The 14,038-nt window shown below is 38.4% G+C and carries 18 protein-coding genes; 17 read left to right on the top strand and 1 reads right to left on the bottom strand.

The window, feature by feature from the left end; translation table 11 throughout:
• Positions 1-13 precede the first annotated feature (13 nt).
• Complete coding sequence (locus tag GOM47_RS09400) at positions 14-472, bottom strand: helix-turn-helix domain-containing protein (protein WP_084856416.1); 459 nt, start codon at positions 470-472, stop codon at positions 14-16.
• Between the two features lie 202 nt (positions 473-674).
• Between GOM47_RS09400 and GOM47_RS09395 the strand changes: the two genes are divergently transcribed.
• The 17 genes from GOM47_RS09395 (at position 675) to GOM47_RS09315 (ending at position 14,007) form a co-directional block, all read left to right on the top strand.
• The gene (locus GOM47_RS09395; RefSeq protein WP_084856417.1) at positions 675-875 is read left to right on the top strand and encodes a helix-turn-helix transcriptional regulator; all 201 of its coding nucleotides are present in this window, start codon (positions 675-677) and stop codon (positions 873-875) included.
• 14 nt (positions 876-889) lie between these two features.
• Entirely contained in the window at positions 890-1,138 is a 249-nt protein-coding gene (locus GOM47_RS09390; RefSeq protein ID WP_084856419.1) for a hypothetical protein, read from the top strand.
• 118 nt (positions 1,139-1,256) lie between these two features.
• Positions 1,257-1,685, top strand: a complete 429-nt coding sequence (locus GOM47_RS09385) for a hypothetical protein (protein WP_084856421.1) — start codon at positions 1,257-1,259, stop codon at positions 1,683-1,685.
• Positions 1,686-1,688: 3 nt separating this feature from the next.
• On the top strand, positions 1,689-1,838 hold the full coding sequence (locus tag GOM47_RS09380) for a hypothetical protein (protein WP_180383029.1): 150 nt from the start codon (positions 1,689-1,691) through the stop codon (positions 1,836-1,838).
• A gap of 232 nt (positions 1,839-2,070) precedes the next feature.
• Positions 2,071-2,502 (top strand): hypothetical protein, encoded by a 432-nt coding sequence (locus GOM47_RS09375; RefSeq protein ID WP_084856423.1) that lies wholly within the window; start codon positions 2,071-2,073, stop codon positions 2,500-2,502.
• Entirely contained in the window at positions 2,499-2,708 is a 210-nt protein-coding gene (locus GOM47_RS09370; protein WP_084856425.1) for a hypothetical protein, read from the top strand. Before GOM47_RS09375 ends, GOM47_RS09370 begins: the two co-directional genes overlap by 4 nt.
• A gap of 1 nt (position 2,709) precedes the next feature.
• Positions 2,710-2,979 carry a hypothetical protein gene (locus GOM47_RS09365; RefSeq protein WP_084856428.1) on the top strand — a complete coding sequence of 90 codons (270 nt, stop codon included), beginning with the start codon at positions 2,710-2,712 and terminating at the stop codon, positions 2,977-2,979.
• Positions 2,970-3,485, top strand: coding sequence for a hypothetical protein (locus tag GOM47_RS09360; protein ID WP_084856430.1), 516 nt, complete (start codon positions 2,970-2,972; stop codon positions 3,483-3,485). Before GOM47_RS09365 ends, GOM47_RS09360 begins: the two co-directional genes overlap by 10 nt.
• Entirely contained in the window at positions 3,478-4,932 is a 1,455-nt protein-coding gene (locus tag GOM47_RS09355) for a virulence-associated E family protein (RefSeq protein ID WP_235080635.1), read from the top strand. The genes GOM47_RS09360 and GOM47_RS09355 overlap by 8 nt, the downstream gene beginning before the upstream one ends.
• 330 nt (positions 4,933-5,262) lie before the next feature.
• The gene (locus GOM47_RS09350; RefSeq protein WP_001003898.1) at positions 5,263-5,409 is read left to right on the top strand and encodes a DUF2292 domain-containing protein; all 147 of its coding nucleotides are present in this window, start codon (positions 5,263-5,265) and stop codon (positions 5,407-5,409) included.
• 92 nt (positions 5,410-5,501) lie between these two features.
• Positions 5,502-6,653: a phage major capsid protein gene (locus tag GOM47_RS09345; RefSeq protein WP_414930277.1), complete on the top strand. Its 1,152-nt coding sequence runs from the start codon at positions 5,502-5,504 to the stop codon at positions 6,651-6,653.
• A gap of 3 nt (positions 6,654-6,656) precedes the next feature.
• Positions 6,657-7,487 (top strand): hypothetical protein, encoded by an 831-nt coding sequence (locus tag GOM47_RS09340; protein ID WP_084856435.1) that lies wholly within the window; start codon positions 6,657-6,659, stop codon positions 7,485-7,487.
• A 674-nt stretch (positions 7,488-8,161) separates the two neighbouring features.
• The gene (locus GOM47_RS09335) at positions 8,162-8,620 is read left to right on the top strand and encodes a CtsR family transcriptional regulator (RefSeq protein WP_235080634.1); all 459 of its coding nucleotides are present in this window, start codon (positions 8,162-8,164) and stop codon (positions 8,618-8,620) included.
• A gap of 1 nt (position 8,621) precedes the next feature.
• Positions 8,622-11,054 (top strand): ATP-dependent Clp protease ATP-binding subunit, encoded by a 2,433-nt coding sequence (locus GOM47_RS09330; protein ID WP_235080633.1) that lies wholly within the window; start codon positions 8,622-8,624, stop codon positions 11,052-11,054.
• Positions 11,055-11,372: 318 nt separating this feature from the next.
• Complete coding sequence (locus GOM47_RS09325) at positions 11,373-12,026, top strand: response regulator transcription factor (RefSeq protein ID WP_235080632.1); 654 nt, start codon at positions 11,373-11,375, stop codon at positions 12,024-12,026.
• Complete coding sequence (locus GOM47_RS09320) at positions 12,023-13,378, top strand: sensor histidine kinase (RefSeq protein ID WP_235080631.1); 1,356 nt, start codon at positions 12,023-12,025, stop codon at positions 13,376-13,378. Before GOM47_RS09325 ends, GOM47_RS09320 begins: the two co-directional genes overlap by 4 nt.
• A gap of 101 nt (positions 13,379-13,479) precedes the next feature.
• Positions 13,480-14,007 (top strand): isoprenylcysteine carboxyl methyltransferase family protein, encoded by a 528-nt coding sequence (locus GOM47_RS09315; protein WP_235080630.1) that lies wholly within the window; start codon positions 13,480-13,482, stop codon positions 14,005-14,007.
• Positions 14,008-14,038: the final 31 nt, after the last annotated feature.

Genomic DNA, 14,038 nt, shown 5'->3' with positions numbered 1-14,038 from the left:
GCGGATAAGGGGCTTATTTTTCGCTTTTCTGTTGGTTTGTAAAATGATAGTCATCTTTTTCATCTAATGGAAAGGGATATATCTGGTTTACTCCGAAAGTTTCATCAGAGGAGACTAGCAAGTTAAATATTAGAACTAGGTTTCTATCCTTGATTTTCATCTCTTCATCTGATACAAATTGAACAAATCTTTTAAAGCGGCTTTCTTGTTGCTTGTATAGGAGTTCATCAAATTCTTCTAAAGTTGGGAGTTTTCGGTGTAATTCTTGAAGTTTCTCCCGCTCTTCTTCCTGATTTAATAAATAAGTAAGAGGTACACCAAAATAATCAGCTAGTTGAGCAGCATTTTTGAGGGTAATTTGGCTTTCTCCATTTTCCCACCGAGATATAGTTTTTTCATTTATTTTTAAAAAGTTGGCTATTTCTTTCTGAGACTTCTTTTTTTCTTTTCTTAATTCTTTCAATCTATTCATTATTCATAATACCTTTCGTTGCTAATTATAACATTTATTTTAAAAAAAGACAAAAATGTCTGTAAAAAATTAAAAAAACGCTTGACACAGACAAAAATGTCTGATATTATAAAACATGTAAAGGACAAAAATGTCCGTTCTCTCCAACCTTTTACACTTTCAATCTATTTATGGAGGGATATTTTTAGAGAGGAGGAAACCTATGGGGAAACTAAGAGGTTATCGAGTTATGTTAGGATTGACTCAGCAACAAATGGCGGATAAACTAAAAATTTCTTTGCAGTCATACAACAACAAAGAGTTAGGTAAAACGCCATTCAATGACAAAGAACGCCTAACAATCAAGTCAATGGTTGCAGAAATCGAACCAGACATAACAATAGACGAACTATTTTATAGTTAGAAAGGAGCGAACTCATGGAGAATGACTTTAAGACAGTTACAAATGCTAAGGGGTTAGAAATTCCCAAGTATTTCAAGGATTTTAAAAAGCTAGTTGAGAAAGATAGACAACTAGCCGAATATCTTTGTATGAACTATGAGGACTTAGAAAGTGAAGACCTAGGCGCATTTCTTGAAACGGTTGAGCAGGGAATCAGCTGGATACTGGAACTTATCGAAAGTAAAGACTTGCTATATAAACCCAAGTCAGGGACAAAAGCATGAAACAAGACAACAAAAAAAGTCACTTGCTGAAAGTTTGGCGACCGAAGCAAGCGACGAAATCTAGGGTATAGATATTTTTTCTATACCTTGATTATAACATAGAAAGACAAGGTACACAATGGGAAAGAGACACCAATCAGTAAAATTCAAGGATATTGCTGAAAAATTGCCTGAACTAGAGGGCAAAAACTTAGAAGAAATCGCTGGAGTGCTAGGCTATCGTAACCTAGATAGCTGCAAGGTTAATCTTTACAATCTCAGACAAAACAAGCGACTAGGTTTTGAAGTAGAAAAAGGGATCTATAGTAAGTTTGAACTCTTGGACAATTCGGTAAAAGAGGAACTGGAAGACAAGAAACTTTCTGAACGTGGGCGCTATTTGAAGAGTGTAGCACGCTACAAAGCAATGCTGAACGCTTTTTCTATCGCCTTTGATAGCACAATCAAGGCGGAAACTAGGCAGAAAGCGGAACATGATGGTTTGAAAGCCTTAGATAGGATTCCAGATACACATTACGCCCTATTATATGACATGATGGAGGGCTAACAGATGACAGTAAAAACTCACTTCGCTAGATTCATGCGTAGAGGCATGGAATTAGCAAGGCAGTTACATAGTAAAGAAATCCAACGTGAAGAATTTGATAGAGCCTGGAAAAGATTAGGCGATCAAATTGAAAACGAAACGAAGACAAACTAAAAAACCGAAGAGCAGGCAAGCAATTAGAAAAGGTTTTGAAACGAGTGCTGACACGGCAATTCTAGGCACTTGTTTAACAAAAAGGTGGGTAAATACCCACGAAACATCACTACAAGCGTTCGCCAACTTGGGGCAATCGCCCAGCGTTTGGAGTGGTGATAATTCAGTATAGGAAACGATCATTGAAAAGCCATCAGGGCAAATACACAAACATAGAAACAGAGGTAAAAACATGGACACATACTTTGAAGATTTAGAAAAAGAGTTGGGACTTGTAGAGGAAAAATTAGATATTTTGTCAGAGTGGCATTTATCCAAGAAACACCATGGAGCAACAGAAATTGCTGAAGATTGTAGAACGGCAATTAGTCAGTTATGGATTCAGTTTTACAAATTATCTGAGGTATATAAACAGCAAGAGGCAAGTCATGAGGATTTCTTTAATAGCAATGTTGAGAATTTGCTTGGGGAATTAAAAAAATATGACGACGAATGCACAGAAATACATGGCAAAGCCCCTAACTGGTTGCTATTCAATTTCTTAGATCAAGCAATAAAAGAAAACAATTTAAGTAATGGAATCGTTCACGCAACTGCTTCAACCTGGACGTATTTACGTAGTTTAGTAGCCACTGATCTACGAAAAAGGGGGCTATTGAAATGAATGAGTTAGATTTAACCAATACACAGGCGGTTATCTTCATGATGCTATTGATTGGCTTGCTGCTTTATCTAAACCATCGAGACCACAAAAAAAGCGCCCAAATCGAGCGAGAAAACCAACAGACGATAGAAACACCTAGCGAGGATTTAAGCCCTGACTATGGGCGATATATTCAGCTTGCAGGGGCGAGACCGTGGGGGTGCTAGTATGTTTGAAAAAATGATTGAGGAACTCAAAACAAAAATATTAGAAGCTATCGAGCGTTACCTAAAAAGCCGTGAAAAAGTACCACAAAAGTTTACAGGTCTAATCTCAGCCCAGGAAGCCATGGAAGAGTTGGATATAAAGTATAAGACACTCCAAAAGTGGGAAGGTGCAGGTTTAAGACGGTATCAGCCCCCACTAGAGGATACTAGAAAAGCATACTATAAAGTGGCTGATATTTGGAAGTTCTTGGGGGTGGAAGAATGCGAGTGATCGAGTTGATTTTATCAGCTGACAAATTAGCATTATTTTCCTTTCTCAAGTCTACACCAACTCAAGTTTGGAAGAATGGAAACTATTATAAGTTTATCTACTATGAGCCGATAGGTGAGGGGGTGACGGATTTTCACTATAAAGGCTTATATGTGGCTATCAGAGACGAAAAAAGCGATAGGAAAGGCTGGGAACTAGCTAGACCATTAGAAATTACCTTGGCTAGTCCTGAATTACTGATGATCCTGAAGGATTTAGAAGTGAACAAGTTGACTGAGCAACGGCAGGGGCTTGGCGTGGAGCTGAAAGGGTGGATTTTTGACCTGATTTGTAATGGAATCCATACCAGATATGAGACGGCTACACTAGTCCGCTTGCTATTTGTCAATGGTTACAGTTTTAGTCAGTTAGTGGACTTGTTTTCTACTATTGTCAGACGGAAAGAATTGGCCAGTTATTTCCTTGAAGTAGCGACAAAATTCTATAAGGAGGTGGCTTTTGAATAGTGAAGAAATTGTAACTAAAATCATCGAAGAGAATCAGCAACAAATACTGCCTACCGTGGTGGACTTGACCAAAGCAAGAGAGACCGACGAGGAACACAATAGCCTGAATCTAACGCCTAAAACCAAAGGGAAAGGCTTTGCGGTTACCTTGGACAATCTCAAGAAGATTTTAAGTGGAGATAGCAAGCTGAAGGGGGCGATACAGTACAATACATTCACTTATGAAATTGACGTGACAAAACCAACAAAATTGAACGGTAGAACCTTAAGCGGAACCATTGACGACTTAATTATTAGAGAGATTAGGGCGTATATTGCTACAAAGTACAAGATAGATTATAAAAAAGGGGATATAGCCGATATTTTGGAAGTGGTGGCTGGAGAGCATAGCTACAACCCTTTAAAAGACTATCTGGAATCATGCGAAAGCGAGTATAAAAAGCTAGTGTATCAGCGTGATCCTTTTGATATTCTGAGGCATTATCTGAATATCAAAGATGACGAATATAACCGTATTATCATGGATTTGTTTTTCCGTGGGGCGATTGCTAAGGTATTTGACCCCTCTATTAAATTTGACTTTGTGCTGGACTTGACTGGACGGCAGGGAGTGGGGAAGACTCAATTTTTTGAGGGACTATTCACTCACAAGTATTTTACAACCGTTGAAACTTTCACAGACAAAGACGATAAGGCTAGAATGGTTAGAAATTGGTGTGTATTTGATGATGAAATGGTGGCCAGTAAAAAGGCTAGTTTTTCAGAGTTGAAGAAGTTCATCACTGAAACCAAGCTAGAGTATAGACCGCCCTATGCTTCTAGTGATAGACGGCTACCTAAGAGTTTTATCATCGTGAGAGCAACTAATGACCATGATTATTTAAATGACTTGACAGGGGAAAGGCGCTTTCTGGTTGCTGAAGTACATAAGGATACCACTTATAAGGGTAGGAAGTGGACGGAAAAAGACCGTAGAGCCTTTTGGGGGGCTATGGTAGTAGCTTGGAAGTCTAACCAGTCTTTGATGCTGACAGACGAGCAAGAGAACCTGGTAAATGAGGTAAGAAGTAGGTACAAATTTGCTGATGAAACCCTTGAGGATTTGGAGCGCTATTTAGCTTTACCTTATCCCAAAAATATGTATCAGTACCCAATATCAGACCGGACAAGATACTATTATATCTATGACATGATGAATGAAGGATATTTTAGAAATAGCGAAGGTGGAACGGCGGAACTGGATACAGAAAAATATGGCGAATTGGTAGGTAGGAGCAAGATGACTATTAACCTATTTTTTCAAGAGGTCTATCTAACTGACAAAGCACCACCAAAGGACAAAGCAAAGGTTAAAAAGTACATGCAAAATAAAGAGGGATGGGAACACAAACGATCTTTAAAATTTGGAAAAAGTGTTAAGCCTGGTTATTCAAAACCTAAAAGGTAGTTATGGTAGTCACCAACTCAAAAAAATGACTACCTTTTAGAGGTGAGCTAGAACCTTTAAACAAAAAGGATTTATAAAAAGGGTAGTTTTTAAGATTTTACTGACTACCCTATCAAACCCTTGATATGATTGACTTTTATATAAAAAAGTAGTTATTTTATATTATTTATAAAGTATATAGAATAAATAGATTAAAGGCGTTTATTATTTATTTTTTTGGAGCGAGGTGACTACCTGACTACGCATTTTATAACCCCTTGGGGCTGTAGGGCGGAGGTGGTAGTCACTAGATACCCCAAAATGACTACCTTTTTAGAGAAAGGAGGATATATGAATGAATTGCATAAAGGTTGGATTTATTTCCTAAACCGTGGTATAATTAAGAGTGTAAAGTTACCAGAATATGGTGACATTCGGTTGATAATTGCAGATGGTGTTGTGACCATGGTAGAAACCAAAACACAACAAAAATTTTAAATACTGACTTGAAAACAAGAGGTAGGACATAAGACGTAAATACGTTTTTTGTTCTGCCTTTTTTTGCTTAAAAATGAAAGGAAATAAAAAATATGACTATGAGACTTAAAGGACAAACAAAAAACGAATACATGCAAGCTAGAGAAGCGTTTATGAATGCAGTGAAAACTAATGCTCCACAAGATCAGCAAACAAAACTTTACGGTGATATGTTAGACAAAATGCAGGAACATATGATTGAAGAAGCTAAAACTGCATCATATTCAGGAGATGGCTTTACATCACAGCCTAATACTTTAAAGGGCAATGAAATGGTATTCTTTAATGAATTTGATAAGAATATCCCTAAAGGGGTGGAAAAACTTCTCCCAGAGGAGACGATTGACAGAATTTTTGAAGATATAAAATCAGAACACCCCTTACTTGAAAAAATTGGACTAAAAAACCTAGGAATCCGCCTAAACTTTTTGACATCAGAGCGTAGTGGTGGAGCAGTTTGGGGCAAGGTTTTTGGAGAAATCAAAGGGCAATTAAAAGCTAGTTTTGGAAGTAAACAAGAAATCCAGCATAAGTTAACGGCTTTCATCGTGATCCCGAAAGATTTTAAAGAACTTGGACCGATTTGGATTGAAAATTTTGTAAGAACTCAATTAACAGAAGCTTTTGCAGTAGCATTGGAAGAAGCGTTTTTAAACGGTGATGGTGATAATAAACCTCTAGGACTAACAAGACAATTGACGGGAGTGGCACAAGGTTCAAATATTACTTATCCTAAAAAAGAAAAACAAGCTTTAAAATTAACTTTTGAAAATCCTAAAGAAACTGTAAACCAGGTATCAGAGATTTTTAAATTCCATTCTGTAAAAGCTGATGGAGTTAGTTTTGTAGATACGACCAATAAAATTGTTCTTGTTGTGAATCCCTCAGAAATCTGGGAGATCGAGAAGAAACTAATTAACTTTACAGATAGCGCAACTTATAACAAGGCGGTACCTCTAAATTTACAAATCATTCCTTCAATCTCTCAAGAAAAAGGGAAGGCGACTTCTTTCATTCAAGGGCGATATGATGCAGTTGTAGGTGGAGGAATTAACTTACAACGCTATCAGGATACACTAGCACTTGAAGATATGGACCTCTATGTAGCTAAACAATTTGCTTATGGTAAGTCTCATGATGAAAAGTCAGCTGCAATCTGGGAGCTAGATTTCTCAAAAAATCAAGAGCCTGGTATTGGAGGTTAATCTATGAATAGCACTGATGTAATCAATCTCTTTCTTTTGTATCAGGACTATAATCTAGTTTATGTTAATCCATTTCATGAACTCATGAAGAATCTTTTTCATAAAATGAATGAACAAGAAGCTACAGAATTCTTTAGTAAGCAAGAGGGAGTTAAAAAAGAAATACTAAACGAAATTGAAGAGTATAAACAAGACTACACTTCGATTTTAAGCGATATGTTTTTGACAACACGTCAAAAAGAAAATCAGTTAGAAAATGAATTTAAGCAGCGAGAAAAAGCCATCAGGGAAAAGTCATTAGTATATTTTAAAGACTGGAAGGAGTTCTCTCAGAGTAAAATTCTACCCTTGGTTGCTGATATGGTAGAAACATTAAAAGCTGAAAATAAACTTTATCGTTCTGTTGTCTTTGAATTTTTAAATGAACTACAGAGCTTTTACACTATGGAATCTTCTACAGTAACCACTGAAGGCTTTTTGAGAAGTGAACTGCCAGAAGAATATTGCATCAAGCTATTAGAAGGAAAGTTTAAAGACAAGTACTATTACATTAACAAAGGGCAACAACGATACTATGAGCAGGCCATTCTTAAAGAATTGGAGCACTATAATCTTTCTCCAGATATGGTTTTATGGAGTGACTTGCTTTTAGAGGAGTTAGTACAAGATGGTAAAATCAAGGGACATAGTGTTGAAGAATTTACAGAGTATATCTCTGGAGTGGTAGATGATTTTATAGATCGGAAAGAGCAAGAACTTATTAAACAAAGGGAAGTCTTTAATGATCTACCAGAGAAAAAGAAAAATATTATTTCTAAATTCTTTGGGCAATAAATAAAATGAAGATAGGTTTGCGCCTATCTTTTTCTGTATTCTTTTATGAATTCCTTGTTTTAAGGTAACAGTGAACTCATAAAACAGTATCTTATAAAACGCTTGATAGAGTAAGGAAGTAACTCACAAAGCGAATTCAATAGAATGTGTAAAACAATGAATTCATAAGAGATTATAGAGACACAAGAAGGCTGTTTTAAGTTCCAATTTGTCAAAATAACAGGGTTTAGAAATTAGAAAAAAATTGTAAAACACCCCCCGTTATGAAAATTCATGAAAATTTTCAGAAATGGGAACCGGAGGGAGGGGGTAACTGTCCAGATATCTAACGTTTTTTTTAAGGGAGTGGGGGGTAAGAGGGAAAAACTTGCTTAAAATTAGAAAATGAGCAAATTTTTATGTTATACTTGTACCAGGTACAGAGAAACAAAAAAGCACGTCTGACCGTGCTAGTTTCTTGCCTGCTGAACTCGTCAATGTTACGCCCTTTTCAGGGCTCTTTTTTGTGGACTTTTTTAGGAACTTTCAAGAAAAACTAAGGCGAATTAATGCCAAAGTGTTTTTTAAAAAAGTCAGTATTTCCAATGGTTGAGCCTTAAAAATTTGACTTATAGAGTGTTAAATGATAGTATAGTCAAAGATAGTCAAGGTTCAAAGAAGGAGTTTGATTTACTATGAGATTTAAAAATACATCAGATCATATCGAAGCCTATATCAAGGCGATTTTAGACCAGTCTGGTATCGTGGAATTGCAGCGGAGCCAGTTGGCGGATACCTTTCAGGTTGTACCTAGTCAGATCAACTATGTAATCAAGACCCGCTTTACGGAAAGCAGAGGTTACTTGGTTGAGAGCAAGCGTGGTGGCGGAGGCTACATTCGAATAGGCAGGATTGAGTTTTCCAATCATCATGAGATGCTCCGCGATTTGCTTTACTCGATTGGTGAGCGAGTTAGTCAGGAGATTTATGAGGATATTCTCCAGCTTTTGGTGGAGCAGGACTTGATGACCAAGCAGGAGATGACCTTGCTGACTTCAGTAGCAACAGATCGTATCCTAGGGGAAGAATCCTCAGTTGTCCGTGCCAATATACTCCGACAGCTATTACAAGAGGTAGATAGAAAAGAGAAGTAAGATGAACTATTCAAAAGCATTGAATGAATGTATCGAAAGTGCCTACATGGTTGCGAGCCATTTTGGAGCTCGTTACCTAGAGTCATGGCATTTGTTGATTGCCATGTCCAATCACAGTTACAGTGTGGCAGGTGCGACTCTAAATGATTACCCATATGAGATGGACCGTTTAGAAGAGGTTGCGTTGGAACTGACTGAAACGGACTATAGCCAAGATGAAACCTTTACGGAATTACCCTTTTCCCATCGTTTGGAGGTTCTCTTTGCAGAAGCAGAGTATGTAGCCTCAGTGGTCCACGCAAAGGTGCTAGGGACAGAGCATGTCCTCTATGCGATTTTGCATGACGGCAATGCCTTGGCAACTCGCATCTTGGAGAGAGCAGGCTTTTCTTATGAAGACCAGAAAGATCAGGTTAGAATAGCTGCTCTTCGTCGCAATTTAGAGGAACGTGCAGGTTGGACAAGAGAAGATCTCAAGGCTTTGCGTCAACGTCATCGCACAGTAACTGACAAGCAAAATTCCATGGCCAATATGATGGGCATGCCTCAAGCTCAAAGTGGCGGTCTAGAGGACTACACGCATGACCTGACGGAGCAAGCGCGCTCTGGCAAGTTAGAGCCAGTTATCGGTCGAGACAAGGAAATCTCACGTATGATTCAGATTTTGAGTCGAAAGACCAAGAACAATCCAGTCTTGGTTGGAGATGCTGGTGTCGGGAAAACAGCTCTAGCACTTGGACTTGCCCAGCGTATTGCTAGTGGGGATGTGCCTGCGGAAATGGCAAAGATGCGTGTTCTAGAGCTTGATTTGATGAATGTCGTTGCGGGAACACGTTTCCGTGGAGATTTTGAAGAGCGCATGAACAATATCATCAAGGACATCGAGGAAGATGGCAAAGTGATCCTCTTTATCGATGAACTCCACACAATCATGGGTTCTGGTAGTGGTATTGATTCGACTCTGGATGCGGCTAATATTTTGAAACCAGCATTGGCGCGTGGAACTCTGAGAACGGTTGGTGCAACCACTCAGGAAGAATACCAAAAACACATCGAAAAAGATGCTGCCCTTTCTCGTCGGTTTGCCAAAGTGACGATTGAAGAGCCTAGTATGGCAGATAGTATAACCATTTTGCAAGGTTTGAAGGCTACCTATGAGAAACACCACCGTGTGCGAATCACAGATGAAGCTGTCGAAACAGCTGTTAAGATGGCGCATCGTTACTTGACCAGTCGTCACTTACCAGATTCTGCTATCGACCTTTTAGATGAAGCGGCAGCAACCGTTCAAAACAAATCCAAGCATGTGAAAGCAGACGAATCTGACTTGAGTCCAGCTGACAAGGCCTTGATGGATGGCAAGTGGAAACAAGCGGCCCAGCTAATCGCAAAAGAACAAGAAGTGCCTGTCTATAAAGACTTGGTAACAGAATCTGAAATTTTGACCACCTTGAGCCGCTTGTCAGGTATCCCAGTCCAAAAGCTGACGCAAACAGATGCTAAGAAATACCTTAACCTCGAAGCAGAACTACATAAACGCGTCATCGGTCAAGATCAAGCTGTTTCAAGTATTAGCCGTGCCATTCGCCGCAACCAGTCAGGTATTCGCAGTCACAAGCGTCCGATTGGTTCCTTTATGTTCCTAGGGCCGACGGGTGTCGGGAAGACCGAATTGGCAAAGGCTTTGGCAGAAGTTCTCTTTGATGACGAATCAGCCCTTATCCGCTTTGATATGAGTGAGTATATGGAGAAATTCGCAGCCAGCCGTCTCAACGGAGCGCCTCCGGGTTATGTGGGCTACGAAGAAGGTGGGGAATTGACAGAGAAGGTCCGCAATAAACCTTACTCAGTGCTTCTCTTTGATGAGGTTGAAAAAGCCCACCCAGATATCTTTAATGTCCTCTTGCAAGTCTTGGATGATGGAGTTCTAACAGACAGCAAGGGTCGCAAGGTTGACTTTTCAAATACCATTATCATCATGACGTCAAACCTTGGTGCGACAGCCCTGCGTGATGACAAGACTGTCGGTTTTGGGGCCAAGGACATTCGTTTTGATCAGGAAAATATGGAAAAACGAATCTTTGAAGAGTTGAAAAAAACTTATCGACCAGAGTTTATCAACCGTATTGATGAGAAGGTTGTTTTCCATAGTTTGGATAGTGAACACATGCAGGAAATTGTCAAGATCATGGTTAAACCATTGGTTGCTAGTCTTGCTGAGAAAGGCATCGACTTGAAACTGCAAGCTTCAGCGTTGAAGTTGCTAGCAAGCCAAGGTTATGATCCAGAAATGGGAGCTCGTCCGCTTCGCAGAACACTACAAACAGAAGTGGAAGACAAGTTGGCAGAACTCCTCCTTAAGGGAGAACTGGTAGCAGGCAAGACCCTCAAGATTGGTGTCAAAGCAGGTCAGTTAAAATTTGATATTGCTTAAAAATGGAGAGTCAGGAGTAATCCTGATTCTTTTTTGCTACTTTTTTATAAAACCAAAGGAAATAAGTTGACAATATGTAAATATTGGTTATAATAAGAATAAATAGATATTAAGATTTGTATAGAATGAAAAAGAGCAGAGTTTCCTGAAATTTCCACCATTTCAATAGAGCCCTGTTTCTTTTTTTGCACCTTAAACAGAAAAAATCTAAAAAGTTAACGATAGTGCCGTTGCTAACCTATAGTTACAGCATTTAATTTTTAATGCAGTGCATAGAGCTAGAGGTCTTTCGTTGTTTTTTAATCAAAAGGAAAATGTATGAATATTTTAGTCGTAGATGATGAAGAAATGATCAGGGAAGGGATTGCCGCCTTTCTAAAAGAGGAGGGCTACCATGTGATTCTGGCTAAGGATGGACAAGAGGCTTTGGAAAAATTTCGAGAATATCCCATCCATCTCCTAGTTCTTGATCTGATGATGCCAAAACGAAGCGGTTTTGAAGTCTTAAGGGAAATCAACGGACACCACGATATCCCTGTGATTGTTTTAAGTGCCTTGGGTGACGAGGAGACCCAGTTACAGGTATTTGACCTGTATGCAGATGACCATGTGACCAAGCCTTTTTCTTTGGTTTTATTGGCAAAGAGAATCAAGGCCCTCCTCAGGCGTTACTATGTGATAGAGGATTTGTGGCATTATCATGATGTGACAGTCGATTTCACCTCCTATCGTGCTCATTATAAAAACGAGGAAGTTCCAATTAAACCAAAAGAATTGCTAGTGTTGAAGTGCTTGATTCAGCATAAGAATCAGGTATTGAGCAGAGAGCAGATATTGGAGGCTATTTCCAACGATGTTGCGGATCTCCCCTTGGATCGAGTGGTTGATGTGTATATCCGCAATCTTCGAAAAAAATTGGATCTGGATTGCATTGTGACAGTTAAAAATGCAGGGTATAAAATTAGCTTATGATCAAAAATCCTAAACTACTAACAAAATCTTTTCTAAGAAGTTTTACAATTCTGGGTGGCATTGGTTTGGTGATCCACATTATCATCTATCTCACCTTTCCTTTTTACTATATTCAGCTAGAGGGAGAAAAGTTTAACGAGAGTGCTACGATTTTTACCAAATACCTAGAAACAAAAAAAGCAGATGAGTTGCCTAGTTTGTTGGAGTCGTATTCGAAATCCTTACGTATATCTGCCCATCTGAAAGACGATATTCGAGATAAACGTCTCTCCCTCGTACATGATTTGGAAATTAAAGAAGGTAATTTAGCCAACTATATCGTTACGATTGATCGTCCTATTACTACAGCCGATGGTAAAAACGTTACAGTACAGTTTATACAGGGAGTTGATATCTACAAAGAAGCGACGCGCATCATGCTTCTTTACCTTCCTTATACATTTTTAGCAACGATAGTATTTGCTTTTATCTTTTCTTACTTTTATACTAAACGTTTACTGGAACCCCTCTTTTATATCTCAAAAGTGACAAGTAAGATGCAGGAGCTTGATGATGACATTCGTTTCGATGAGACAAGAAAAGATGAGGTTGGAGAAGTTGGAAAGCAAATCAATGACGTATATGAAAACTTATTGACAGTGATTGATGAATCAGAAAGACGAAATGAGCGAATCCTTAAGTTGCAAAAACAAAAGGTTTCTTTTATCCGTGGCGCTTCTCACGAGTTGAAGACACCTTTGGCTACTCTTAGAATTATCCTAGAAAATATGCAACATAATGTCGGTGACTATAAAGACCACCCCAAATATATCGCAAAGAGTATTGATAAGATTGACCAGATGGGCCATCTATTGGAAGAAGTTCTAGAATCCTCCAAGTTTCAAGAGTGGACAGAGTGTAGTGAGACCTTGACTGTCAATACCATCTTAAAAGATGTTTTATCTCGTTACCAGGAACTGGCATTTTCAAGAGGGATTGAAATTGAGAATCAGCTGACAGATAGTACAAGAGTTGTTATGAGTTTCAAGGCATTGGACAAGGTTTTGACCAATCTAATCAGCAATGCCATCAAGTATTCAGATGAAAACGGGCGCGTAATAATCTCTGAACAAGACGGCTATCTCTCTATCAGAAACACTTGCAATCCTCTAAGCGAGGAAGAGTTGGAACATTTGTTTGACATTTTTTACCACTCGCAAATCGTGACGGACAAGGTGGGAGGATCAGGCTTGGGACTTTACATTGTCAACAATATCCTAGAAAGTCATCGAATGTCTTATAGTTTTTTACCTTACGAGCATGGAATGGAATTTAAAATCAGGTTGCAACCGGATCATTTGATGGAAGAATAAGAACGGAAATATTTTCGTTCTTTTTATTTTTTTTGAAAGTTAATATTGAGTTAACATAGGAATGTTATAGTGGCAGTAGACAACAGAAAGGACCCTCTTTTATGGTATTAGCTATTATTTTATTGACATTCCTCATTCGATTGGTTTTTTTAAAACGTTCAATTGAAAACGAGAAACGAATCCTTAGCAATGGTGGTCAAGAATTTGGTGTTGAAAACACGAAACGACTAACGATGGCGCATATTGTTTTTTATGTAGCTTGTTTTGTAGAAGCAATGGTACATAAGACAACTTTTGATCATATGAGTTTCGTAGGTTTGTTGTTGCTGGTTTTTTCTATGCTAATGTTAATGCTTGTCATTCATCTGCTGGGAGATATCTGGACAGTGAAACTTATGCTGGTGAATGACCATAAGTTTGTAGATCATGTGATTTTTAGAACAGTTAAGCATCCCAATTACTTTTTAAATATCTTGCCAGAGCTTGTTGGACTTGCTTTGTTGAGCCATGCCTACGTGACTTTTGTATTGGTTTTTCCTGTTTATGCAGTAATTTTGTATCAACGTATTGCAGAGGAAGAAAAAATCTTGCAAGAAATCATTATCCCAAATGGAAGCATTAGACGTTAAAAATAATCAAAAATAATATCATAGATTTCAT

It is taken from the genome of Streptococcus oralis, assembly GCF_021497945.1.
GTDB lineage: Bacteria > Bacillota > Bacilli > Lactobacillales > Streptococcaceae > Streptococcus > Streptococcus oralis_BR.
The sequence above is the reverse complement of the archived record's forward strand: the minus strand, read 5'-3'. Positions and strand labels throughout refer to the sequence as shown.